Below are 24,299 nucleotides of genomic sequence, written 5' to 3' on the forward strand. Positions count from 1 at the left end.
CCCCGCTGCAGCTTGGATTCTTCAAGTTGCCGTGGGGTTTCTTTTCTAATTAGCTGAAGTGACGAATATCTGCAATTGTTTCTGTTTCAATGAAATTCGTTTTGTTAATAAACTTCAATAATTTACTCGCAGTCTCTGCCGCAGAACTTAGTTGTCCTTGTTCTTTATACGCAATGAATTTCTCTAAATGAGGAAATTGTTCTTCTGAAGAAGATCGGATGGTCTCTTGCATGCCCGTATCAATAATTCCAGGCGCGATCGATACAATACCTACTGGGTTCTCTGACTGCTGTTGTTCTAATGCAACGACTCGCGAGAAGTGATCAAGCCCCGCTTTCGTTGTGCAATAAATGCTCCACCCTTCATAAGCATTGCGACCAGCGCCGGATGAAATATTCAAGACCTTTTTCTCTCCCGAAAAATCTACTAAAGTGGCGATAAATGTATTGATCAAATGAATAGGAGCAGTCAGATTTACTTTCACTGCTTTCTCAATTTCTTCCGAATCCAATGAACCAACCATATCAATCGGATCGATCACACCCGCGTTATTGATTAAGGTGAAAGATTTAGCCTCGTCCATATGGCGATGGATGATTGTTTTCACTATGTTTGACGTTTTCCCAAAATCCGTAATATCCACTTCCTCCATACGTTGCAAGCGGTCTGGATTCGTGCGTGCTAGACCGTAAACCATTGCACCGGATTCAGTAAATTGTTTATACAGTTCTTGTCCAATTCCTTTTGATGCACCCGTAATAATGATAATTTCCATTTTTTCTACCTCCTTCCAAATTGTTTCTCTGCAGATCAATGTGCGATACTCTTCAATTTGCCCTTATAAAGTTTTATCGGGCAGTTCAAAAAACAGAATCCAACAATAGAGTAAAACAGCTGCGATGATGAGGATTAGTAAAATCAGCTGACGTTTATTCATTCTGTCACGCCCCTTAATTAATTCAACTAACTAATTGTATGTTCACTATAGCACAATGAACTGACTGGCAAAAACAGCCCGTCATCCAAGGTTCACTTGAATGCGGGCTATTCGATAGGGATTAAGTATGTGATACAAACTTATGCGCTCCACCATTTTTAATGCGCAATAAATCAGCAAGTGTCTTAATTCCTTGACGGTCGAGTTTCTTTAGCAATTCAGTGAACACATGCGCTGTCGTTAAGGCATCGCCTAGTGCGCGATGCCGTTCAAAAATTTCCGTACCAAAAATCCGCGCATAATCTTCCAAATCTTGCTGCTCGCTTGCTGGATCTAAAAAGCGGATGAGATGCATCGTATCGAACGAAGTAGGCGTTTCAAAGGTACATTTCTGTCTGCTTAATTCTTTTTTTATGACCATTTCATCAAAACTAACATGGTGACCTACCCAGCCACCACTTTTATTCTTTTCGATGAATGTGAAATATTTTTCAATGGCCGGTAAAGGCAAAGGAGCTTCATCCACTTGTGCTTGCTGTATATTGGTTAATTTTTTGATTGCAGTCGGAATCTCTCTTGAAGGATTGACGAATGTTTGAAATACTCGATCCGTCACATGAAACCCCTCCACTTGAACCGCGCCGATTTCTATCATCCTGTCGTCTGCTCCTATCGCAAAGCCAGTTGTTTCGGTGTCGAATACTGTAAAGCTCATATCTTGTAAAGGCGTGTTTAAGTGAAGAGATTGCTGTAGCTCATAGGTTAATTTTTTCTTTTTCCAGAACATGATCTTGCCTCCCCTCCCTATATAGTACATTACGCACGTGTTTAGTACAGGGATCTTCATCTAAATCATCTTATAATTTTGATAATAAGTGCGATTGAAGAGCTCTTACAGTATCTAAGGTGGTTCGTAATTCATTCAGTTCCCAACGGCGTAACTTTCGCAAATCAATTTCTGTGGAGATTTTCTCATTTCGTAAATGTTTTTCCCATGACATCGAAATACGAATGCTCAATGAAATTTCATAAGCATGGCGCACTTCTTCTGCAAAATCTTTTGTGATTTTTTTCTTTTTATGCAAAGCTGAAATAATTTCTAAAGGCGTCGCGTTAATGATACCGTTGTTGACACCTAAAATCTGCAAACAATGATGCAGAGGAAACAACGCATGCTTTTTAATATCAATAATATCTGCCATGCTGCGCCCTTTAAAAATCGTCAGGAAATTCTGATGGAGCTGAGGAATCGGTTTTTCTCTCTCCTGCTGAGCCATGTAATAGATGAACGTGGAAGACTTCCTCAATTGTTCTTTCACCATTAGAACAAAACGGTCATTCACCGATGACTCTCCATATAGGAAACGGAATGATAGAAAGTTATAACCCAATAAAATTTGTTCAGGCGTCGACTGCAAAGCCCATTTTCGCAGACGCTCTCTCCAATCATTCATCGTACCGCGCCATTGAGTCTCGCTCGCCATCATAAACCCTTTACATCTAGTATACCCGGCTTGTTCCAAATGAACGACAATCTCATTCCCTAGAATTTCAAAATAACTTTCGACTCGCTGTGCTTCAGTTGAAGAAACATCTTCATATACTAAAAAATGATCCTGATCGGTGAGCATGAACTGTTCTCCCCGTGCCCCGCTCCCCATTTGATACCAAGCAAACGGCACTGGCGGTGAACCTTTCCCCTGGTCTTCCAGTGATTTAACAGCTAGCATTACACAATGTTTAGCTAAACGATCATAGAATTTCGTGATGATTTCTAAAGTATGAATGGTAGAAATTTCATCGTGAATCAAATTCGAAAGAACATCATAAATCGCCGCTTTCACGATTGGCAAATTTTCAAATGAAGATTCTTCAATCGTACGCAAAATATTCATGGAATTACGGTCACGTTTCATGATTAACGTAGCAAACGTAACGATTCCTACAGGCTTTCCAGCTTTCACAACCGGCAAATGCTTGATTCCGTGTTTGTAGAACTTTGTCAATGCCTCATAATAATAATCTGTCAAACGAACAGTGTGAGGTTTCTTCGTCATAATATCTTTGGCTGCTAGATCCATCGGAGAGCCTCCACCCGCTATTACCCGTTCCACTAGATCTTTTTCAGTAACGATGCCGATGAGTTTGCCTATTTGATCTACCACAATAATTGAGCTGATGGAGTTATTAATCATCAACTCCGCAATTTCCTTCGTTCTTGCATCAGCACCAATCGTAATGACAGGACTGCTCATGAAGTCCTGTACACGGCGCACATAAGGCTCACTTTCACCATACTCATCAGCTAAACGAACCTGCTCTCCTAGGGAGGTATATACGTTGGCTAGACGCAATGACATCTTACGCAGAACGAAATCACGTACGTTCTGATCATCCATTCGCTGCTTTATTACTTCATACGGAATCTGAAGACAAATTGCATTTTCCTTCACTTCCATATCAATATGATGTTTATCCAGCGGTCGAGCCATTTCACCTAAGTAGTAAGCAAAATTAGAAAAACCGATAATCTCGTCTTCTTGAATCACTTCCAACAGGACAGAGCTTCCATCTTGTCCTTCAATATGAACTTCTGCAGTTCCTTGCAAAATGATCAATAGTCCTTCTTGTGGTGTTTTAAAGTAGTTCTCTTTCTCGGCATTTTCATATATTTTTAGTTTACACTCTAGCAATAACTTGTCGAATTCTTCTTCTGTTGTGTTTTCAAATAATGGGCTCTGATGAATTTTTTCATATAACGCACGATCTTTTATCGTCTGCAGCACTCCAAAACCTCCTTCACAAATTAACGGTTCATGAACAATTTATTATTCGGGGTTCCCTGACAGTACATAAAAATAGCCTCCCCTTCTGAGTAACTAGTAGAAGGGGAAGCATTTCTTAAAACTATCTTACAAATAATTAATTATCAAGCTCTCTGTAGCCAGTTTCTGCTTTGAAGCGTACTTCGGCGTACGAAGTTTCGAGCTCTTCGTGACGCTTTGCACTTAGAACTGTACCTAGCCACGCACCAATGAAACCTGCTGGAACAGAGAAAATTGTAGGAAGTGGATACGGGAAGATTGGCTCTCCTGTAAACAATGCAGCTCCCTCAACCGGATTCCAAACACTCGGGCTCATTGCCACAAGTACCAATGCTACGATAAGCCCTGATAACATGGATACAACAGCACCCGTTGTATTAAAACGCTTCCAATAGATTGTCAAAAGAATTGTCGGCACGTTGGCAGAGGCCGCTATACAGAATGCCAGTGATACTAAGAATGCAACATTCAGTTTTTCAGCGCCTAGTGCTAGAATGATAGAGAATACACCGATCGCGATGGAAGCCCAACGCGCAGCGTTAACTTGCTCTTTCTCTGTCACTTTACCATTTTTGAAAATTTGACCATACAGATCATGAGCGATTGCAGATGCACCTGAAAGAACGAGACCTGCAACTACCGCTAGAATTGTTGCAAACGCAACTGCTGCAACAAAGGATTCAAGGGCATTACCACCAAGAACTCCGGCGAGCATAGGCGCTGCCATATTTCCGGCGGCATTTTCCGCGATGATCGCATCTGCCCCAACGAACTTGGCAGCTCCGAAGCCAAGGAAAATTGTAAGTATATAGAAAAGACCGATAATCCAAACTGAATAAATAACAGAAGAACGCGCTGTTTTCGCATCTTTAACTGTAAAGAAACGCATAAGGATATGCGGAAGACCCGCTGTACCTAAAACAAGGGCCATTAATACAGATATTAGACCGATTGTATCCTTATAGACAACCCCTGAGTGAAGGAATGCTTCCCCATGAGGCGTTGCATTTCTCATTGCATCAAACATACCAATGAAGTTGAAGTTGAACTTCATAAGTACAAGGAACGAGATAATAATTGTACCTGCCATTAGTAGCATCGCTTTAACAATCTGTACCCAGCTTGTTGCAGTCATTCCGCCGAATAAAACGTAAATCAACATCATCGTTCCAACAAGTAGAACTGATCCCGCATATGGGATACCAAAAAGTAATTTAATAAGAGCTCCAGCACCAACTAATTGTGCAAGCATGTAAAACATAACAATTGTAATTGTATTTAATGCAGCCGCTCCACGAACTTTTTTAGCACCGAAGCGAGCACCGATCATATCGGCCATTGTAAACTTACCTAAGTTTCGTAGTGGTTCTGCGATTAGAAATAGTACAACTAGGTAGGCTGTCAGCCAACCAATACTATAGTAGAAGCCATCGAAGCCGTTAAGTGAAATCGCACCCGCGATACCAAGGAAAGAGGCTGCTGATAAGTAGTCACCGGCAATTGCCATACCATTTTGCCAACCAGTCAATGATCCGCCGGCTGTGTAAAAGTCACTCGCTGTGGTCGTTTGCTTTGCCGCCCACCATGTAATAAAAAGTGTCAGTGCAATGACTGAGAAGAATATTAGTGCAGAAATAAAATCCATTTTCATCAACAGAACCCCCTTATTTTAAGACGTTTTTCTCTATTATCTTATCTACTTCAACGTCAAAGTGTTTCGCTTTTGTCATATAAATAGATGTGAATATCCATACCATGAAAAACATAGAAAACGCATACACCCATGTCCATGTCATATAGCCTATTGCTCTTGTTTCTAGGATCGTAGTATAACCAGTTAAGAGTGGAAGAAGGAAGGTCGCTGCAAAGAAGGCTACGACATAAGGAGTTGCAAAGTTCTTTTTCCTTCTCACCAAACCTTTAAAGTCTTCAGTTTGGACAAGTCGCTCATAGTCTAATGTAGTTTTCGATTGATTACTCATTTGTTAATCCCCTTTCTATTTTTCTATTTTATCTAGCAAAGTGAAGCGATTTAACCAATCTCCTCCGTTCCTCTGAAACCGCTTTCATCATTAGCCTGTCTAGTTAATATGTCACAGCGGAATAAACAGGTTATTTGTTATAGTACACATGTAAACAATACCAAACATTTACTTAATTTGCAATACCTTTTTTCGAAGATTTGTAAAATTAAATCTACTGAGATAAGCAAGTTAATATACTCATTAATCTATCAAATGCAAGTGAAAGTTACAAGAACATTTTTTATTACTCGCTATTTTTTAAGTTTTCTAAATAAACGTGCCCTTTTTTCGATTTTATTCAACCTTAACAAGTTTTCTCTGTTAAATAACAGCTAAAAGATGTAGTATATTGTATATCATCTCCATTTAGATTGCGATTCGTCAAAATAGACTGAAAAAAGAGAAAGATGGTGTGAGAAATTGCCTATACCAACTAATCATGAACAACCTATCCGTAAGACAGCAAAGGAAAACGCTTTTAGTCAATTACAAAAGTGGATTATCGATGGAACTCTCCAGCCCGGTGAAAAACTGAATGATGTTGAACTTGCAGAAGCACTCGGTGTCAGCCGTACGCCGATCCGTGAATCACTGCAACTTTTAGAGGTCCGGGGATTCGTACAAATGTTTCCTGGAAAAGCGACGCAAGTAACCGAGGTAGATCGCGAGACCATCTCAGACTTATTGCCTCCGCTCGCTGCTTTACAAGCTTTATCAGCTGAACTTTCGATACCGAATCTCACTGACAATATCATTAAGAAACTGCGGGATACGAATAAACGTTTTGCACGGGCAGTAGAAAAGGAAGATTATTTTCAGGCATTGAAAATCGATGAAAAATTCCATCAAATCATTGTGGATACGGCTGAAAACCCATATATTTCTTCAATGCTCGTCTCCTTACAGGCCCATGTACGAAGACTATTTTTCCATAACTCCATCATATTAACTTCCCAATCAATTACGGAACACGAACAAATAATAGATCTGATGAGTGCACGAGACGGAGAACAAGTAACAAAAGTTATGCGAGAAAATTGGCTACGCGCAATCGAAGAGTTTCATTCTGTTAAGAGAGTCAATTCATAAAGTAATACTATTTCCAATCAAATATTTTTTAGTTCTTCAAAAAACAGGACCCGAGGTAAGTTCGGATCCTGTTTTAATTTTATTATTTTTTGTTGGTAATAAAGACCATAGTCCCGGTAATGACCGCTACGATCAATACGGGCACTAGCCAACCAATCCCCTGCTCATAATATGGGATGTATTTTATATACGCATCATTAATTACTTCTAGCCACTTAGGCATCTGTTTCTCAACCAGTGAATAGAATTTCACGAGCGCTTCCACAAAGCTGACCAGAAAAGCTGTAACTGTGGCGATCCGGTATACTATCTTGGCTTGTCGGAATAAAGGCCCTGTAAAAGTCAGCAAGATCAGTACCATAGCCAGTGGGTAAAGCAATACGAGCACAGGTAGTGAGTAATTGATAATGTTTTCTAAACCAAAATTCGCAACGACTAAACAAAATGTCGAAAAGAAAATCACAAATGATTTATAGCTAATCGCCGGGATAATTGAATGAAAGTATTCACCACATGCTGTTATTAATCCGATCGCTGTAGTCAAACATGCAAGCATGATTACTACACCGAGCAACACCAGACCAATCGAACCGAAGAAATGAGACGCCGTCTGACTCAAGACCGGTCCTCCCCCATTCAGTTGGCCGAATAATTCGACCGACGTAGCACCAAGGTAAGCGATACCGAGATAAATAATAGCCAAAAATCCAGCTGCCACAAAGCCGGTCATCATAGTGGAAGTCAGAATTTGTTTTTTATTCGTTATACCCATCGCATGCAACGCTTTAATCACAATAATTCCAAAAACAAGCGACGCCAATGCATCCATCGTATTGTATCCTTCGAGGAAACCTTTAAAGAACGGAGACTCTATGTATGGATCTTGAGGAGCTTGGATTGTTCCCATCGGCTTGATGAGAGTCATCGCAATTAAACCAATCAACAATATAATGATAAGAGGTGATAGATATTTACCGACCCTATCAACGATTTTTGCAGGATTCATTGATAACCACATGCTAATGCCGAAAAATGCCAAAGTAAATAGCAATCTGGCCAAATCAATAGAAAATCCACCCAAAAACGGAGCAACTCCGATATCAAATGCTACTGCTCCAGTACGTGGTGCAGCAAAAAACGGACCGATGGTTAAGTACAATATTGAAGTGAATAGTACCGCGTAGATAGGGTGAATCCGGCTTGCCAAGTCCTGTAAATCTTTCTTCCCTGAAAAACCTATCGCTAATATTCCTAAAAAAGGTAAACCAACACCTGTAAATAAAAAGCCCAGCATTGCTTTCCATGTGTGAGTTCCTGAAAGCTGACCAAGTTCAGCGGGGAAAATTAAATTGCCTGCCCCAAAAAATAAAGCGAACAGCATAACCCCGATAACGAGACTTGATGAAAATGATAATTTTTTCTCCATTTGAATAAAAATCCTCCTACTAACGACAGTACTTTTCTGTATGCAATATATTACTCTTCCTAAACCAGAAAATCAACAGAGTGATAAATCGTTTAATTATTGAATTTATTGCTAACTCACTGACTATTTAATTGTATCCGTGATATACCTGCCTTCTTCTATTTAATATACTTTTTCAAAACAAAAAAACTGACCATATAAGCGGTCAGTTCTACCCTTTCCTTATCACCATCTATTTAGCTCAGCACAAACTTCGTCTTACTATATCCCTCTTTCAATTTTGTAACTTGCAATGTCGCTGGAATCGCTTCTTTCATTTCGTCAATATGTGAAATAACTCCAATCATTCTTCCGGATTGCTGCAAAGCGATCAATGTATCGATCGCTTTCTGAATGGCTTCCTCATCCAGTGCACCGAACCCTTCATCTATAAACATTGTCTCCATCCGTACAGCACCTTGGAAACTTTGGATAACATCCGCCATGCCAAGTGCCAGACAAAGAGACGCATTGAACTTCTCGCCGCCTGACAACGTCTTTACATCTCGCGTCTGGCCTGTATATGCGTCATGGACATCAATACCCAGCCCGCTTTGCTTCCCTCTCGTTTCCTGACGATCGCTGCGGACTAATTCATACTGCCCATTCGACAGATCTCGTAAACGGATATTCGCCGCTTGGATAATCCGTTCCAAATATTCAATTTGAATATATCGTTCGAATGAAATTTTTAACCGATTTTGACCACGTACAATATCGTAAAGGTCTGTGTACTTACCATGTGTTTTCTCTAATCCCACTTCACGTGATTTACTGCTTTCCAGCTGTTCACACAATTCTTCTGAAGACTTTCTCCATCCTTCTGACTGATTGAAATGTGCAAATGCCTTCTCATATTGTTCTTTCAAAGATTCTACTTGCTGTTCCAGTGTCTCGAGATCAATCAGTTTTTTGCCTTCAACCGATTGTTTCAGTTCATCGACAGAAGCTCTTAAAGTATGGAGCGTTTGATTGTACGATTGTAAACGATGTCTAATTTCTTGACGATCGCTCGAGGATAATTTTACTTTCAGATAACTTTCCTCCGACGTAAAACCTTCCTCTGCCAATCGCTTTTTAAATGCTAGCGTACTACGATTCAATTTCTCCTTCATTTCCGCCACAGATTGCTTTTCCATCTGTTCACGCGATTCCATTTGTGTTCGCAAGATATTCGCTTCTTGCAATTGCATTTGAATTTTTCCCCATGCATCTTCTAACTGCTGACTAACGGCTTCTTTCATTCGTATCTGTTCATTTAAAGCAGCAAACTCTCTTACATCTTCAGGGACAGATGCGATTGTATGGTCATACACGGCTCGCTTCGTTTCCAATTCACTTTTTGTTTCATTACGCTGCTGTTCCATTTTTTTGGTTTCAGCCATCTGTTTGTCCATAGCAATTTTAACTTGAGTTTCGGCATCTCTTTTCTGCTTTAAAACATCTCGATTCTTTCGAAGCACAGCCACTTTGTTTTCGAGATTCGTCTGTTCAGCTTTGTAATCACGCCCGAAATCGACGTCCTGTTCATCCAGTTCGTGTTTGATTGTTTCTAAATTTTGCTGAAGCTGCCGAGTTTCAGCAGATTTCGTATGAAAGACTTGCTCCTTCGATGCCAACTCTTGCTTTGCCTCGTCCAATTGCTGTTTTGTTACATTCTGTTCTTCTGAACCTGTTGCTTTTGCAGGATGGTGAGCGCTGCCGCAAACAGGACAGTCTTCTCCTTCTTTTAAGGAAGCTGCCAGCAGCACTGCTTGATTACCAATCCAACGATCTTCCAGCAAACGATAAGCCGAGGCATACTCTTCGTATTCTTCTTTAGCAGCTTCATATTGAAGATGAAGCTGCTGAAGTTCGTGAACTCTTTCTTGATAGAATTTCAATTGTTTCGCAATGGCAGTTAAAGCGGCTAGCTCGTCCAGATGCAGTTCGTAATCTTCCAATGTACCTTCCAGTTCCTCGATTTCTATTTTCCGGGAAATAATAGTGGCTTGCTGTTGCTCAACCGCTTGATAATTTTGCTGTAGTTGCGTCTCAAGCTGGTCCGTTTTCTTTTGAAGCTGATCAAGCTGCTGACGCTGAGCCGCCAGTCCAGTGACCGTCGGAAGAAGTCCGTTCAATCTTAGTAATTCTTCCTTCGCTGCTATCCGGTCTGATTCCTTCACTTTCTCCTGTTCATATGAAGCCTTAGTATTCGCAAGTTGTTCATTAGCATTCGCGAGCAAGTGAACCACTTCTTGATAACTGCGGTCTTTCTTGTCCTGTTCTAATTTATTCGATTTCACTTGTTGTTCCAGATCTTCCAAGCCGGCAGCGCGTTCGGCTGCTTGCAATTGTTGCTCCAGAGAAGTCATTTCATCTTGCTGCGCGTACAATCGCTGAAGATCTTCCTGACGCTTCTGCAGTTTCTCAAACAGTTCATTAGTAGTGCGAGCAGAGTACAATTCTTTTTGTTTATCATTATGGAAGGTATAAAAACGGGTATAGTCTTCATGTTTTTCCACGGATTGTGTTTGGTAATACTGTTGTTCTTCTTGCAACCCTAAAATTAGCTGATGAAAATTAGGGTACTCCGATTCCAGTTCAGTGAAGAGCAATGCATCACGCACAGGCAATTTCGCTGGAATTTGATGTAGAATAGCATCGCTAAGCTGTTTCTGTCGTAGATATTCCATTTTCGCTTCATCTTTTTTCGCCTTTAACCGGTCAACGATTTTCTGATAAGGTTCCGTTTTAAAGATCTTGCGCATGATTGCTTCCTTATTTCCTGTATCGGACGTAAGGAATTTACGGAACTCCCCTTGGGGAAGCATCATGATTTGACTAAATTGCGCGTGTGTAAATCCTAATAACTGCTCGATTTTCTCATTCACTTCAGTGACAATTTGCCGATCGACTACAGGAATGTTTTGCTCATCCTTCACCTCATACAGTTCACAGCGCGCAGATGTTTCGGATTTATTGCCTCGTTTTCTGTAAGGAATCTGCCGCAAAACACGGTATCTTCGTTGATGAATATCAAATAGTAATTCCACCGTCGTCTGAACAGAGTCATCTGCGAATTGACTGCGTAATGCTTTTGAATCTGTTCGGTCTTCCCCGCTCGCCAGCCCATAAAGTGCAAAACAAATGCCATCGAATATCGTCGTTTTTCCTGCACCTGTCTTACCTGAAATGACGAATAAGCGATGCTCTTTCAAATCACGAAAATCTACGGTCTCTGTATCTTTATACGGGCCGAATGCAGTCATGTTTAATGTGATTGGCTTCATGCTCTGTCCTCCTCATTCATGACATCCCATAAAACTTCTTCAAATAACTTCGCTGTTTCTGCATCAGCTTCTTCACCTTGCAGCTCTTTGTAGAACGATAAAAACATCGCACGATCGTCTTCCCGCTTTTTTACGTCTACTGCAGCACTTAATCCTTCAGACGACGATGTGAGGAGCTTTCTTTCGATGTGCATAGCATTCGGGTAGACAGAACGAATTTTTTCCATCGGCTGGATGATCGGCACAGTATCCGATAGCTTCACAAAAACATAGTCTTCATTCGGCTGGTGTGCAAGCAAGTCTTCCATAGTTCCTTCGACAGTCCGGACGTCATGACGCGGAGTCAGTGATCGTTTCTCCACATCCACTTTTCCGTCTTTTTGCAGATTAATGATGAGATAGCCTTTTTGATGATTCTCTTCTGAAATGGAATATTTCAAAGGCGAACCTGAATACCGAATCGTTTCATTCCCAACAAAATGAGCTCTATGCAAATGCCCAAGTGCTGTATAATGGAAAGGCTCGAACAAATTTGAGGAGACATATTCTGCTCCCCCGATTGATAAGGGTCTCTCTGCGTCGCTCGTATTCTCTTCTTTTTCACCAATTGGTGTGATGAATGCGTGCCCCACAAAAATATGTCTTGCGTTTGGTTCCATCGATAATCGTAAATGATCGATGACTTTTTGCATCGCTTGTTGGTGGCTGCTGATGGTGTCGTCTTCAAATAGGCTTCTAACAATAGATGGATCAGCGTATGGTATGAGGTGAAAATGTACGTCTCCAAATTCATCTTTCAAGACTACTGGCGGTAAATCGGCAGATAGTTCTCCTGTTATGTAGAGCCCTCGTTCTTTCATAAATGAACTGCCAAAGTGAAGTCGACTTGGGCTGTCATGGTTTCCGGCGATTGCGATGACCGGTGTTTGCAAGTCTATAACGATTTCCTGCAGGACTTCATTTAGCAGTCCGACAGCTTCGGTTGGCGGGATGGCACGGTCGTATAGGTCGCCTGCGATGATGACGACGTCCGGTCTTTCTTGTTTGATATCTTCGATAAAGGCTTGCAGGATGAAGCGCTGGTCTTCCGTCATGTAAACGCCTTGAACCAGTTTGCCAAGATGCCAGTCCGCTGTGTGGAATATTTTCAAATGTATTCTCCTCTCGGGGTATATAAAAATGGCCAGTAACCTTTTATCGCAACAATTCCTCATCCGCTTCCTTTAAAACTTCTCCAATTTTCCGCCCGTTGATGACCAAATCTGCGATGTCGTCCATTTCAGTTGCTTCCAAATTGACGATGACTACTTTTGCACCTTGTTCTTTTGCCATCGTCGGGAATTGATTGGCTGGGGAGACGGTTAATGAAGAGCCTAGGACGATAAATAAATCGGCTTTTTCACTTTCGAATATAGCCTGGAGAAAAGCTTCCTCAGGTAGCATTTCCCCGAAAAGAACAACGGATGGTCGAAGTTTGCCACCGCATTCGCAGTAGAATTCGTCCTGTGCGTAGCGTTCATTACTGTAGTCTTTTCCGCAGCTTTCACAATGAACCTTACGGAGCGTACCGTGCAGCTCCATCACGTTTTTCGACCCGGCCATTGTATGGAAACCGTCGACGTTCTGCGTAATGATACCGCTGATCAAGCCTTGCTGTTCCCACTTCGCCAAGATGCGGTGTCCGGCGTGCGGTCCAGTTTCCTTCGTGGCCAGTACGCGTTGTTTGTAGAATTGGAAAAATTGCTCGACCTGTTCGTTGAGAGCGGTCACACTCGCCACTTTTGATGGATCTTCCATTTCCCACATTCCTGTTTTGGCCGAACGAAAATCCGGCAATCCGCTTTCCGTCGACATTCCCGCCCCTGTATAGACGATTGTCCTCTTTGATTTCTTCAATAAATCTGCCAGCATACATTCTCATCCTTTCATAATAGCGAAATTACGTTCTCTCTTTATAGTAGCATATTTTGTTTTCATCCGGATTGACAAAACTCCAACGACATAGGAAAAGCGAGCATCCTATTTTGGACACTCGCTTTCATTTTATTTGGCGGTAATTTCCTTAATCACATTCAAATCAATCAAACCGTCAATATCATTCGTTTTAATATAATCTGCTTCCTGACTGATATCCGCCATTTCTTGTAAGACGTCTTCATTCACTTCCGTCGTCACTTCGATCCGGCTGAATGCCGCTTCAAGCTCTGCTTTGTCTAATTCTTTGCCTGTCAGCCCTTTAATATGCTTCACGACAAGTGCTTGTGCTTCTTCCGGCTCATCACGCACAAACTGCACCGCTCTGGCATGGGCTTTTAAATATGCTGTCACAAGCTCTTTATTTTGCAAAAATCCATCGCTTGTCGCTACAACAGTATTTGTTGACTCTTTGCCCCATGCAAAGTCTTCCCAATCCAATAACAGTTTTCCGCCTGCTTGGTTTTGCAAAATATAGCCCCATGGTTCTTGAGTCGCCGCGGCATCAACTGATTTTTGTATGAATAATGTAGCGGTATCTGCAGGAGCAGCTGCGAATAAGTCTACTGTTCCGCCATTTGTTTTTGCTTTCAAGTTTACGTCTTGCAATGCTTTACGCAACATGACGTCCTGCGTGCTGCCGATAACAGGAATCGCGACTTTTTTTCCATCTAAGTCCGCCAATTCATCGATGCCGCTATGACCACTTGCCACCAATACTGCGCCACCATTCACCGCACCTGAAACGATATGATATTTTGGGTCCTTGACAAAATAGTTGATGACCGGTCCCGGACCAACAGTTCCAATATCGATTGAATTTGTAGCCATTGCTTCCATGAAAAGACCGCCGTTGCTCACTGTCTTCGTAGAAATTTTGATATCTTCACCAAATTCTTCTGCAAAGTAGTTATTTTCCAGACCAATGATCGTTGCAATATGTGTTAAGTTCGGGAAATAGCCTATCTTCACTTCATTTTTATCAGCTTCTGCTGCATCTTTTTTACCGCACCCAGATAAAATCCCAACGAGTGCCACTATAGAAATCAACACACCCAGTAACTTTTTATTCATCTCATTCTCCCCTTTTCCAATTGGATTCGTTACGTCCGAATTCCCCATTTTCGTTCTACGTTTCGTTCCAAACGTAAGAATAATACATTATCCATAATCGTTCCGATCACTCCTATGATGATCATGACCGAAATTACGAGATCCATCTGACCGAGCGCACGGCCTGCTTCCAGCAATTGACCGAGCCCGACACCAGCACCAAGCAACTCACCTGCCATCAGGGCGCGCCATGAGAAAGCCCAGGCAATACGTAAACCGGAAATCAGCTGCGGAACGGACGCTGGCAAGATTACGGTCCTTAAAAAATGAATTCCACTGGATCCAAGAGACTTAGCAACTCGTTGGTAAAGTATGGGTACATTTTTGAACCCACTCGTCGCATTGACTATCATTGTCCAAGTAGCCCCTAATGTAACGATAAATAAAATAGCGAAGTCATTTAGACCAAACCAAATGATCGCCAATGGAAACCAGACGATACTGGGAATCGACTGCAAAGCCGTCACAAGAAAACCAAGCGTATCTTCCACCAATTTATAGCGCCATATCAAATAACCAAGCACAAGACCGAGAATCGATGCAATGGTGAAACCGATGAGCAGGCGACTTAGACTAGCTCCAATTGCGACTAGAATCTGGCCGGATATGAGCCCGGAAAATAACGTTGCCATCACTTGCGTAAAACTCGGAAACATGAAATCGGGTAAATCCGATAATCTAGATGTGACTTCCCATATCGCCACTAGCATCCCGAGAAACGCTATTCGTCTTAAAGCTGTAGTCATCGCCCATCTCCTCCTTCAGCACCTTCTCTATTTCGTCTTGCAGTTCTGCTAAAATTTGCTTTTCCAATTGCAGTGTCACGTCACTTGGTACAACGCCATCTTTTGAATCCTTAGATGTGAAGACCGCTTTAATTTTTCCAGGACGAGTAGCGAATACTACAATCTTTTGGGAAAGCAGCACTGCTTCTCGGATGTTATGGGTAATAAAGAAAATCGTGACTTTTGTTTTCCTCCAAATATCCAGTAACTCTTTATGCAACACCATGCGCGTCTGCTCATCCAGTGCTGCGAACGGTTCATCCATCAATAAAATATCAGGCTCCATCACGAGTGCACGTGCTATAGATACTCGCTGCTTCATCCCCCCCGACAACTGATGCGGATACGAATGAATATAATTTCCTAAATGAACCATTTTCAGCATCTCAATCGCTTTCTGTTCCGCTTCTTTTTTCGGTATCTTTTTCAGCAGCAAGCCATACGTCACATTATCCAGGACAGTCAGCCATGGAAATAATCCCGCTTCCTGAAAGACGACAACGCGGTCTGAACCCGATCCAGTCACTGTCTTTCCGTTAATGCTGATCGTTCCTTGATCCGCTTTTTCAAGTCCTGCAATTAAGTACAGCATGGTGGATTTTCCACATCCGGATGGACCGACAATCGAGACGAACTGACCTTTCTCCACCTCAAGGTCAATCTTATCCAATACTTTGACCGTTCCTCTTTCTTTATGGGGAAAGCTCTTTTCAATCCCTTTAATTGATAAATACATGTCGATTCCCCCTATTGCTCATTTTGTTTTCTATCTAAAACTTTTAATTCCTACTATCTTTATATGTTTAACCATGTATATAATCTACCATTCCTATAGGATTTGTCAACACTATTTTAAAAATTCTTTTTTAAAGTTGCAATTAATTTTTTAAACTGCAGGAAAACGGTGGAATCAAATTGTTCACAAATCAAAAAACCTCCTCTGCTATGCAGAAAGAGGTTAATAAATAGATTTTGTTAGTGAAACAAGTCACTTGATAGATATCGTTCACCGGAGTCAGGTGCAATACAGACAACCGTGTCCTCAGGTGTCAGCCGTTTGGCCACTTGCAAAGCAGCATAGAGTGAAGCACCGCCAGAAGGGCCAAGCAACACACCTTCTTGTTTCGCAAATTGCCGAACTGTCGTATAGGCATCATCATCTTCGATTCGGAAAATCTCATCATAGACATCGGTGTTCAATACTGGAGGAATAAAACCAGGACTCGTACCCACAAGCTTATGTTTTCCCGGCTGACCACCCGATAAGACCGGTGATCCGGCAGGCTCCACTACATGGACCGTAATTGTTGGATCGTGCTGTTTCAGTGCCTCTCCAGTACCTGTTACTGTTCCTCCAGTACCGGAAGTACAGACAAAGGCCGTCAGCTTACGGTCGATCGAAGCGATTGACTCAATAATTTCAATAGCAGTTGTATGCCGATGGCTGTCCGGGTTCGCTTCGTTCTCGAATTGCATCGGAATGAAACTGTGATCAATCGATGCAGCAATTTCATTCGCTTTTGCAATCGCACCCGGCATGCGCTCCGAACTTGGTGTAAGAACCACTTCTGCTCCATAAGCCTTCATCAAATTGATCCGCTCAATCGTCGAGTTGTCGGGCATGACGAAGATGGCACGATAACCTTTCGCCGCCGCATTCATCGCCAAGCCGATTCCAGTATTGCCGGAAGTCGGCTCAATGATCGTAGCGCCAGGCTTCAAGACTCCGCTTTTCTCTGCTTCCACAAGCATTTGATAAGCAGCTCGGTCTTTGACACTGCGGCTCGGATTGAAATACTCCAGCTTGACATAAACAGCAGCACCACTCGGGCTTCCTAGCGTACGTACTTTTACTAAAGGCGTTTCTCCAATCAACTCCGCCATATTATTTACAACTAACATTCTCGTTCACCTTCTTTTTTAATGGTGAACCTAGTATAACAAACTAAAAGCTTTAAATCATAGTAATTTGATATAAATTATAAGTTATTTCAATTCATCGCTTGAACTTTCTGGTCACGCGGCAATCCCAAGCCAACCAGACCAATGAAAGGTAAGAACGATGTAATAATCATTGTTTGATACACTCCTAACGAATCCATCAGACCACCAATCGCTACCGCGCCGATAGCACCCATTCCGAATGCCAATCCTACCGTAAGACCTGCCATCGTACCGATTTTGGACGGCACCAATTCCTGTGCGTAGATTACCGTCACCGAAAAGCTCAGCATAATGAAGAATCCGATGACAAGCAAAAGCAATATGACCGCCCATAACGGAGCGTACGGCAACAACAGGCAGAGCGGCAAAGGCACGACCAGAGACAAGACAATAACTTTCTTTCGTCCGATCCGATCTGCCGCTGGTCCGCCAAAAAACGTTCCGACTGCGCCCAGCGCTAAAAACAAGAAGATATAGAGCTGGCCATGCTGGATCGTCAATCCGTAGTTATCTATCAAATGAAAGATATAAAAACTCGTAATATTCGTCACGTAAAATGATCGGGCGAAAATAACGATCATTAAAAGAATTAATGCGATGGTAATTTGTTTTTTCGACAGATTCTCCATCGTGGACAAAATAGCCTTTTTTCTTTTGCCCAGACGTTCCTCATTTAACTGTTTCTTATACCAAACCGAAATACGGTACAACAGCGCAATTCCTGCCGCTGCCACCAAAACAAAAACTGCTGCTCCGATCTGTCCGAGCGGAACGAGAACAAATGCACTAATTAACGGGGCAAGCGCTTGGCCTGAGTTTCCGCCTACTTGAAAGATAGATTGCGAAAGTCCTCGTTTATTACCGGCAGATAAAAAAGAAACACGGGAACCTTCCGGATGAAATACCGCTGACCCAAAACCTAGAAATAGCACCGATACAATAATCAGCCAGTAACTAGGCGCTAGCGCAAGGCCTGCCATCCCGACTAACGAAAACGTCATACCAATCGGCAAAGCGAAAGGCTTCGGCTTGCGATCACTGAAATAACCGATGACCGGCTGTAGCAAAGAAGCCACGATATTCAGCGCAAATACAATGAAACCTAATTGCTTGAACGAAAACTGATGTTCTTTCTCAAGAATCGGCAACATGGCCGGGATCACCGCCTGCAACGTATCATTAAATAAATGACAGACACCGATTGCAATCATGATTGGAAATACAGGATTTGCAGCCGTTGCAGCCTGTGGAGAATTCTTCATTATCTGTTCACACCTTATCTAGTTGCCGTTTTATTCAGTAAATGTAGAGGGCATCACGACACCGACTACTTCTCCTTTGGCGCATAATTCCTCTCCCGCAAAGATTTTCACATCCACCTTCCACTTTTTCGGATGGATTTCCGTGACTTGCCCAACCGCCTTCAGCACTTGACCTTGAGGCGTCGGCTTGTTGTATGTAATTTGCAAGGAAGCCGTAACGAAACGAGGTGGAATTGCTCCGTCGCCGGGTTCGTGACCATTTTTACGATGCAACGCAAGCGAGCAAGAGCCCGTGCCATGACAGTCCAAGAACGACGCCAGAAATCCGCCATAGACAAATCCCGGGATCGCAGTATAGGTTTCTGACGGCAAAGTATACGTCACCGTTTCCTCACCTTCCCATCCAGTACGAAAATGATTACCTGCTTCATTTAATCGGCCACAGCCATAGCACCACGAAAAATCATCTGGATATTCATCTTGAATTGCATGGGTAATAAATTCTTTCACGACAGCTCCTCCTTCTAAATGAATTCTCTCTATTATACATTCCGAATATTGAAATATCGAGTGTAAATTAATATCGGTACAGCCGAGTCTATAATTCAGTGCGTATAGTAATAGAAGTATTCATATACTATGAAGAAACACAGAGTATGTAAAAGGAGTGAGTTTCAATGAAAATACGTGCTGTTTTACTGGCCTTATTAGTTTCAGCAGGTTTCTATGTGATGGTCCAGACAATCAAGGAAACTACTTTCCAGCCCACTGAATGGTTATATGCAGATCAGGATGGAACGCCCTATTCCTCTATCATCTTCCGACAACCCGGCTTACATGAACAACCGTCCGTCACATGGAAAGTAGATCAAGTGGATGAAGTCAATCGCCTGCTTCATTTTTTGCAAGCTTATGAGTTTGAACGGGTTGATCCGGATACTTTGCAATTATTTGACGATCAGCCTCTCTTCACTATCGACCTTCACGATGATTCAGGAAACCGTATGACAATCTTAATAGAAGAAGGGATTTTGATTCAAAACGATCAATTATACTACGAAGTCGTCAACGGACCTTTACAAGTTGACTGGTTGATGGAATTTATCATTTCCAATAAACCGTAATTTTGTACTCTCGCTAGTATCTGTACTATACTATTAAATAATTCGGAAATCGAATAATCGAAGCAAAGGAGCGATCCACATAGTGAAAAGCTTACCTAAACGTGAACAAGTTAAAGTAGAGGAAACATGGAACTTAAAAACTTTATTTGAAAATGACAGCGCTTATCAGCAGGCTCTACAAGAGGCTGAAGCAGATTCCACCACATTCGCAAAGCACTATCAGGGAACGATTAAAGACACAGCTTCAGCAATCAAGGCATTGGATGCATACCGCAGTTTGCAAGAGAAAATGACCAAGATTGGCAGTTATGCAGAGTTGTCTGCCAGCGTCGATTTGACAGATGATGAGGCACAAATGAGAGAAAGTCAATACGGATCGATCGCTGCTAAAATTGGCAGTCAAACTTCATTTGTCATGAGCGAACTATCGGAACTGCCTGAAGAAGTTTTACAGCAGGCAAGTGAGCAATCAGAAGATTATGCAGTGACATTCGAGAAGATCATACGCAAAAAGCCATATCAGCTGCACCCCGAAGTAGAGAAAACACTCGCTGCATTCTCTTCGACTTTCCAAGCGCCATATACTTTGTACAATACGACCAAGATGGCAGATATCAATTTTCCTAATTTCACTGTAAACGGAGTGGATTATCCACTTAGTTATGTTTCATTTGAAGGTGTTTGGGAATCCGAGCCGGATACTGCCAAAAGACGCGCCGCATTCCTGACTTTCTCGGGCAAGTTAAGAGAGTATCAGCATACAACAGCAAAAACGTATGACATGCATGTCCAAATGGAGAAAACTACAGCCGATTTACGTGGCTATAAATCCGTTATCGACTACTTGTTGATGGATCAGGACGTGGATCGTTCGATGTACAATCGACAGATCGATGTCATTATGGAAGAGTTGGCTCCGCATATGCGAAAATATGCGAAACTTCTTCAGAAAATCTATGGTTTGGAAGAGATGACATTTGCAGATCTCAAAATGCCAATCGACCCATTATACGAGCCTTCCATTACTGTTGAAGAATCAAAAACCTATATGAACGATGCACTCGCCGTCATGGGCGAAGACTATCTTGACATGGTAAACCGGGCTTTCTCGGAGCGCTGGATTGATTTTGCGCAAAACGAGGGGAAATCAACGGGTGCATTTTGTGCAAGCCCTTATCGCGGCGGTTCATTTATCCTGATCTCCTGGACGGGCAGCATGGAAGACGTCTTTGTGTTGGCACACGAACTCGGTCATGCGGGACACTTCTACCATGCCAACCAGGAGCAGAATTTATTTAACTACGAAGCATCCCTTTATTTCATCGAGGCACCTTCGACGATGAATGAAATGCTGATGGCCAACCATTTGCTTAAGAACTCAGAAGACCCGAAATTCAAACGATGGGTACTCTCTTCTATTGTTTCTCGGACATACTACCACAACTTCGTCACCCATTTATTGGAGGCGGCATTCCAGCGTAAAGTGTATGAACGGGTAGATGCTGGCGGCAATGTCAATGCAACCATATTGAATGAGTTAAAACGCGGTGTATTGGAAGAATTCTGGGGTGATACTGTCACGTTGAATGAAGGAGCCGAACTAACATGGATGCGCCAGCCTCATTATTATATGGGCTTATATCCTTACACATATAGTGCGGGGTTGACAGTCTCCACTGAAATGGCACAGCGCGTTCTAAAAGAAGGCGACCCAGCTGTCAAGGATTGGCTGAATGTCCTACGTGCAGGCGGATCCAAAAATCCAGCCGAACTTGCGAACATGGCAGGCATTGACATCACGACAGACAAACCGTTACGCGACACGATTACTTACATCGGCGACTTAATCGAACAGATAGAGAAGCTGACAGAAGAAATTGAAGCTCAATAAAACGAACGTAAAAAAGCATCGGCTGTTCAGGATTCCCCTGCACAGCTGATGCTTTTCATCTTTCAGTCCATCAATTCACTTAAGATTTCATACGAACGGAGTCGGTCCTCGTGATAGAATATACCGGAACTAATGATGAGTTCATCCGCTTTTGTCATTTCCGCAAATTCTTCAAGCTGACGGCGTACGGTTTCAGGTCCGCCTATAATGACGGACGGCGCATCCGCTTGCTGAGTGACCGCAGCCTGTTCATACGGTGACCATGTTGCATTGATGTCCTCAATCGGCGGTCTAAATTGTTTCGAGATACCTTGGCGAATATCCAAAAATTGCTGTTGCATCGAGGTCGCCAAGTACTGTGCTTTTTCATCTGTATCTGCCGCAATCAAGTTAACCCCTAACATTGCATGTGGCTTTTGAAGGTCTTTAGAAGGGCGGAAATTTTGATGATACAACTGTAATGCCTGCATCATATACGCCGGCGCAAAATGGCTAGCAAAAGAAAACGGCAATCCAAGTTGAGCTGCCAACTGTGCGCTGAAACCGCTTGAACCAAGCAACCAGATCGGAATGTCCTGCCCTGCTCCAGGAAATGCTCGAACTCGGGCAGTTGAGTCAGATGAGAAATAAGACCGCAATTCCTCCAATTGTTGAGGGAACTCTTCCCCACTGCTGTGCAATGTTCGACGAAGTGCATAAGCCGTCGCTTGGTCACTGCCCGGCGCACGCCCGAGGCCCAGATCGATTCGACCCGGATACATCGCATCGAGCGTTCCGAACTGCTCGGCAATAACAAGCGGCGCATGGTTAGGCAGCATAATACCACCCGAACCTACTCGAATCGTCTTCGTTTCCCCGGCAACATGTCCAATAATGACTGACGTTGCTGAACTCGCGACACCCGGCATATTATGGTGCTCTGCCAGCCAATAGCGGTTAAACCCCCAATCTTCCGCATGTTTGGCAAGGTCGACACTGTTCTTGAAAGACTGTCCCGCGTCGCTGCCTTCATTAATCATTGCTAAATCCAATATAGACAATGGTATTCCTTTGTATCTTTTAGCTTTTTCACTGATCACATCATTCACTCCTTATAACTACAGCCATTTTTCTTAACCCACTCAAAAATAGCATGAATTATTTTTTCTAATTCTTTACCTTTACCCGTTAGCTCATATTCAACTTTCCTGGCTGCTGGATCTGATTTCTTTTTAACGACCAATTTATGAGCTTCCAATTCACGCAACCGCTCGGTTAAAAGACGATCCGAAATCCCTTCGATTTCAGACACCAGCTCGTGATATCGTTTTGGTCCGTCCAATAACTGATAGATAATAATTCCCATCCATCGTTTGCCGATAAATTCGATCGTTCCATGGAAACTATCACATGTTTGTTGCCCTTTAGGGTTTACCGATTGAACGAACTCTTCATTAATCATGATTCGCACTACCCCAATCGTTTAGTACTATATTCGAGGTCTTCAGAAGCAACCAAATTAAGCTTACTAATAGTAACCTTAACAATTTTTTACCGATAAGTAAAACCATACGAACTCAATGAACATTCGAAAAAACCATCTTCCGCACTTCATTTACGGAAGATGGTGACTCACCCATTCTCATATTTACAGCTGTTCCACTGTCACACGACAGCTTGTTTCATCATATTTGCCATAAGCTGCATGGTATGTAGGTCCTACTCCTTGCTTAAATGTTAACGAATGACGAATAGCTGCCGTAATGAATTTTTTTGCCTCAATCACAGCTTCAGGTACAGTTTGCCCTTTTGCAAGTCCTGCCGTTATCGCTGCCGAATAACTACAGCCCGCTCCATTTGTATGAATCGTATCGATGCGCGGTGCCTCAATTAAATAAAATTGTTTTCCGTCGCATAATACGTCTACTGCCGGACCAGTTAATCGGCCGCCTTTTACGAGCACAAATTTCGGACCTAAATCAATTAGACGACGTGCTGCTTCCTTCAGATCCACAACTGAGTTTAGTTCCATTCCATTCAGTAAATATGTTGCTTCCGGCATATTCGGTGTGATAATCGTAGCGAGCGGCAGCAGTTCGTTTTTCATTACTTCCATGGCATCTTCTTTCAATAAAGCAGAGCCCATTTTACCGATCATGACCGGATCCACTACAATATTATCTGCCTCCGACTGTCGGATCCACTGTGCTACGTTGACAATAATATCTTTAGTGAACAGCATACCCGTCTTTAACGCATCGACTCCTATATCCTCTTCAATCGTCACCAATTGCGCTTCAATCGCTTCCCAAGATTGCGGGAATACTCCTGTTCCGGTTCTTGGATTCTTCGCAACAATCGCTGTAACTGCTGTCATGCCGAATACATCGAACTCTTGGAAAGTTTTTAAATCTGCCTGGATGCCTGCTCCACCCCGAGCTGCAGATCCAGCAATGGTTAGTGCTCGTTTTATGTTCATTGTGACATCTCCTTAGTAATGGATAACTGCGCTATTGTAACGAAACATATGACGTTATTTAAAGTGTCAATTTCCATCATTCCAACAAGTTCAATTGGCTCAAGCGCCTGCCGTTATGGAAAACAGGTACTCCTAC

At 42.5% G+C, this 24,299-nt stretch carries 21 protein-coding genes; 3 read left to right on the forward strand and 18 right to left on the reverse strand.

Annotated features, from left to right (window positions below):
• Window positions 1-49 precede the first annotated feature (49 nt).
• From B5D59_RS04100 to B5D59_RS04120, 5 genes are all read right to left on the reverse strand, one after another.
• Window positions 50-775 carry an SDR family NAD(P)-dependent oxidoreductase gene (locus B5D59_RS04100; protein WP_078816942.1) on the reverse strand — a complete coding sequence of 242 codons (726 nt, stop codon included), beginning with the start codon at window positions 773-775 and terminating at the stop codon, window positions 50-52.
• 283 nt (window positions 776-1,058) lie between these two features.
• Window positions 1,059-1,724 carry a 3'-5' exonuclease gene (locus B5D59_RS04105; protein ID WP_245799441.1) on the reverse strand — a complete coding sequence of 222 codons (666 nt, stop codon included), beginning with the start codon at window positions 1,722-1,724 and terminating at the stop codon, window positions 1,059-1,061.
• A 70-nt stretch (window positions 1,725-1,794) separates the two neighbouring features.
• Window positions 1,795-3,723, reverse strand: coding sequence for a DUF294 nucleotidyltransferase-like domain-containing protein (locus tag B5D59_RS04110; RefSeq protein WP_078816944.1), 1,929 nt, complete (start codon window positions 3,721-3,723; stop codon window positions 1,795-1,797).
• A 136-nt stretch (window positions 3,724-3,859) separates the two neighbouring features.
• Window positions 3,860-5,407 (reverse strand): solute symporter family protein, encoded by a 1,548-nt coding sequence (locus B5D59_RS04115; RefSeq protein WP_176132496.1) that lies wholly within the window; start codon window positions 5,405-5,407, stop codon window positions 3,860-3,862.
• A 19-nt stretch (window positions 5,408-5,426) separates the two neighbouring features.
• Entirely contained in the window at window positions 5,427-5,744 is a 318-nt protein-coding gene (locus B5D59_RS04120; RefSeq protein WP_009497736.1) for a DUF485 domain-containing protein, read from the reverse strand.
• Window positions 5,745-6,206: 462 nt separating this feature from the next.
• Between B5D59_RS04120 and B5D59_RS04125 the strand changes: the two genes are divergently transcribed.
• Entirely contained in the window at window positions 6,207-6,875 is a 669-nt protein-coding gene (locus B5D59_RS04125; protein ID WP_009497737.1) for a GntR family transcriptional regulator, read from the forward strand.
• 82 nt (window positions 6,876-6,957) lie between these two features.
• Here the strand turns inward: B5D59_RS04125 and brnQ are convergent, their stop codons facing one another.
• From brnQ to B5D59_RS04175, 10 genes are all read right to left on the reverse strand, one after another.
• Window positions 6,958-8,301, reverse strand: a complete 1,344-nt coding sequence (brnQ, locus tag B5D59_RS04130; RefSeq protein WP_078816946.1) for a branched-chain amino acid transport system II carrier protein — start codon at window positions 8,299-8,301, stop codon at window positions 6,958-6,960.
• Between the two features lie 236 nt (window positions 8,302-8,537).
• Window positions 8,538-11,612, reverse strand: coding sequence for an AAA family ATPase (locus tag B5D59_RS04135; RefSeq protein ID WP_078816947.1), 3,075 nt, complete (start codon window positions 11,610-11,612; stop codon window positions 8,538-8,540).
• Window positions 11,609-12,763 carry an exonuclease SbcCD subunit D gene (locus B5D59_RS04140; RefSeq protein ID WP_078816948.1) on the reverse strand — a complete coding sequence of 385 codons (1,155 nt, stop codon included), beginning with the start codon at window positions 12,761-12,763 and terminating at the stop codon, window positions 11,609-11,611. Before B5D59_RS04140 ends, B5D59_RS04135 begins: the two co-directional genes overlap by 4 nt.
• Window positions 12,764-12,806: 43 nt before the next feature.
• Complete coding sequence (locus B5D59_RS04145) at window positions 12,807-13,523, reverse strand: NAD-dependent deacylase (RefSeq protein ID WP_078816949.1); 717 nt, start codon at window positions 13,521-13,523, stop codon at window positions 12,807-12,809.
• Between the two features lie 132 nt (window positions 13,524-13,655).
• Entirely contained in the window at window positions 13,656-14,660 is a 1,005-nt protein-coding gene (locus tag B5D59_RS04150; RefSeq protein ID WP_078816950.1) for an aliphatic sulfonate ABC transporter substrate-binding protein, read from the reverse strand.
• 29 nt (window positions 14,661-14,689) lie between these two features.
• Entirely contained in the window at window positions 14,690-15,445 is a 756-nt protein-coding gene (locus tag B5D59_RS04155; RefSeq protein WP_078816951.1) for an ABC transporter permease, read from the reverse strand.
• On the reverse strand, window positions 15,378-16,220 hold the full coding sequence (locus B5D59_RS04160; protein WP_078816952.1) for an ABC transporter ATP-binding protein: 843 nt from the start codon (window positions 16,218-16,220) through the stop codon (window positions 15,378-15,380). The genes B5D59_RS04155 and B5D59_RS04160 overlap by 68 nt, the downstream gene beginning before the upstream one ends.
• Before the next feature lie 239 nt (window positions 16,221-16,459).
• On the reverse strand, window positions 16,460-17,386 hold the full coding sequence (gene cysK / locus B5D59_RS04165; RefSeq protein ID WP_078816953.1) for a cysteine synthase A: 927 nt from the start codon (window positions 17,384-17,386) through the stop codon (window positions 16,460-16,462).
• A gap of 89 nt (window positions 17,387-17,475) precedes the next feature.
• The gene (locus B5D59_RS04170) at window positions 17,476-18,690 is read right to left on the reverse strand and encodes an MFS transporter (RefSeq protein ID WP_078816954.1); all 1,215 of its coding nucleotides are present in this window, start codon (window positions 18,688-18,690) and stop codon (window positions 17,476-17,478) included.
• A gap of 30 nt (window positions 18,691-18,720) precedes the next feature.
• On the reverse strand, window positions 18,721-19,200 hold the full coding sequence (locus B5D59_RS04175; RefSeq protein WP_078816955.1) for a PaaI family thioesterase: 480 nt from the start codon (window positions 19,198-19,200) through the stop codon (window positions 18,721-18,723).
• Window positions 19,201-19,367: 167 nt separating this feature from the next.
• Here B5D59_RS04175 and B5D59_RS04180 point away from each other — a divergent pair, with 167 nt between their 5' ends.
• The gene (locus B5D59_RS04180; protein ID WP_078816956.1) at window positions 19,368-19,814 is read left to right on the forward strand and encodes a hypothetical protein; all 447 of its coding nucleotides are present in this window, start codon (window positions 19,368-19,370) and stop codon (window positions 19,812-19,814) included.
• Between the two features lie 82 nt (window positions 19,815-19,896).
• Window positions 19,897-21,705 carry an oligoendopeptidase F gene (pepF, locus tag B5D59_RS04185; RefSeq protein WP_078816957.1) on the forward strand — a complete coding sequence of 603 codons (1,809 nt, stop codon included), beginning with the start codon at window positions 19,897-19,899 and terminating at the stop codon, window positions 21,703-21,705.
• Between the two features lie 62 nt (window positions 21,706-21,767).
• On the opposite strand, the gene B5D59_RS04190 is transcribed toward pepF, so the two are convergent.
• The 3 genes from B5D59_RS04190 to thiD all read right to left on the reverse strand — a co-directional run bounded on the left by B5D59_RS04190 (window position 21,768) and on the right by thiD (window position 24,163).
• Window positions 21,768-22,784 carry an LLM class flavin-dependent oxidoreductase gene (locus tag B5D59_RS04190; protein WP_176132487.1) on the reverse strand — a complete coding sequence of 339 codons (1,017 nt, stop codon included), beginning with the start codon at window positions 22,782-22,784 and terminating at the stop codon, window positions 21,768-21,770.
• 5 nt (window positions 22,785-22,789) lie between these two features.
• Window positions 22,790-23,146, reverse strand: coding sequence for a winged helix-turn-helix transcriptional regulator (locus B5D59_RS04195; RefSeq protein ID WP_078816959.1), 357 nt, complete (start codon window positions 23,144-23,146; stop codon window positions 22,790-22,792).
• A 186-nt stretch (window positions 23,147-23,332) separates the two neighbouring features.
• Complete coding sequence (gene thiD, locus B5D59_RS04200) at window positions 23,333-24,163, reverse strand: bifunctional hydroxymethylpyrimidine kinase/phosphomethylpyrimidine kinase (RefSeq protein WP_078816960.1); 831 nt, start codon at window positions 24,161-24,163, stop codon at window positions 23,333-23,335.
• Between the last annotated feature and the right edge of the window lie 136 nt (window positions 24,164-24,299).

The organism is Sporosarcina newyorkensis (genome assembly GCF_900167515.1).
Taxonomy (GTDB): Bacteria; Bacillota; Bacilli; order Bacillales_A; family Planococcaceae; genus Sporosarcina; species Sporosarcina newyorkensis.

Bases quoted from the DNA above. Each gene is read 5' to 3' on its own strand.
- B5D59_RS04100 (WP_078816942.1), bottom strand. From the start codon at position 775: ATGGAAATTATCATTATTACGGGTGCATCAAAAGGAATTGGACAAGAA.
- B5D59_RS04105 (WP_245799441.1), bottom strand. From the start codon at position 1,724: ATGTTCTGGAAAAAGAAAAAATTAACCTATGAGCTACAGCAATCTCTT.
- B5D59_RS04115 (WP_176132496.1), bottom strand. From the start codon at position 5,407: ATGGATTTTATTTCTGCACTAATATTCTTCTCAGTCATTGCACTGACA.
- B5D59_RS04120 (WP_009497736.1), bottom strand. From the start codon at position 5,744: ATGAGTAATCAATCGAAAACTACATTAGACTATGAGCGACTTGTCCAA.
- brnQ (WP_078816946.1), bottom strand. From the start codon at position 8,301: ATGGAGAAAAAATTATCATTTTCATCAAGTCTCGTTATCGGGGTTATG.
- B5D59_RS04135 (WP_078816947.1), bottom strand. From the start codon at position 11,612: ATGAAGCCAATCACATTAAACATGACTGCATTCGGCCCGTATAAAGAT.
- B5D59_RS04145 (WP_078816949.1), bottom strand. From the start codon at position 13,523: ATGCTGGCAGATTTATTGAAGAAATCAAAGAGGACAATCGTCTATACA.
- B5D59_RS04150 (WP_078816950.1), bottom strand. From the start codon at position 14,660: ATGAATAAAAAGTTACTGGGTGTGTTGATTTCTATAGTGGCACTCGTT.
- B5D59_RS04155 (WP_078816951.1), bottom strand. From the start codon at position 15,445: ATGACTACAGCTTTAAGACGAATAGCGTTTCTCGGGATGCTAGTGGCG.
- B5D59_RS04160 (WP_078816952.1), bottom strand. From the start codon at position 16,220: ATGTATTTATCAATTAAAGGGATTGAAAAGAGCTTTCCCCATAAAGAA.
- cysK (WP_078816953.1), bottom strand. From the start codon at position 17,386: ATGTTAGTTGTAAATAATATGGCGGAGTTGATTGGAGAAACGCCTTTA.
- B5D59_RS04170 (WP_078816954.1), bottom strand. From the start codon at position 18,690: ATGAAGAATTCTCCACAGGCTGCAACGGCTGCAAATCCTGTATTTCCA.
- B5D59_RS04180 (WP_078816956.1), top strand. From the start codon at position 19,368: ATGAAAATACGTGCTGTTTTACTGGCCTTATTAGTTTCAGCAGGTTTC.
- B5D59_RS04195 (WP_078816959.1), bottom strand. From the start codon at position 23,146: ATGATTAATGAAGAGTTCGTTCAATCGGTAAACCCTAAAGGGCAACAA.
- thiD (WP_078816960.1), bottom strand. From the start codon at position 24,163: ATGAACATAAAACGAGCACTAACCATTGCTGGATCTGCAGCTCGGGGT.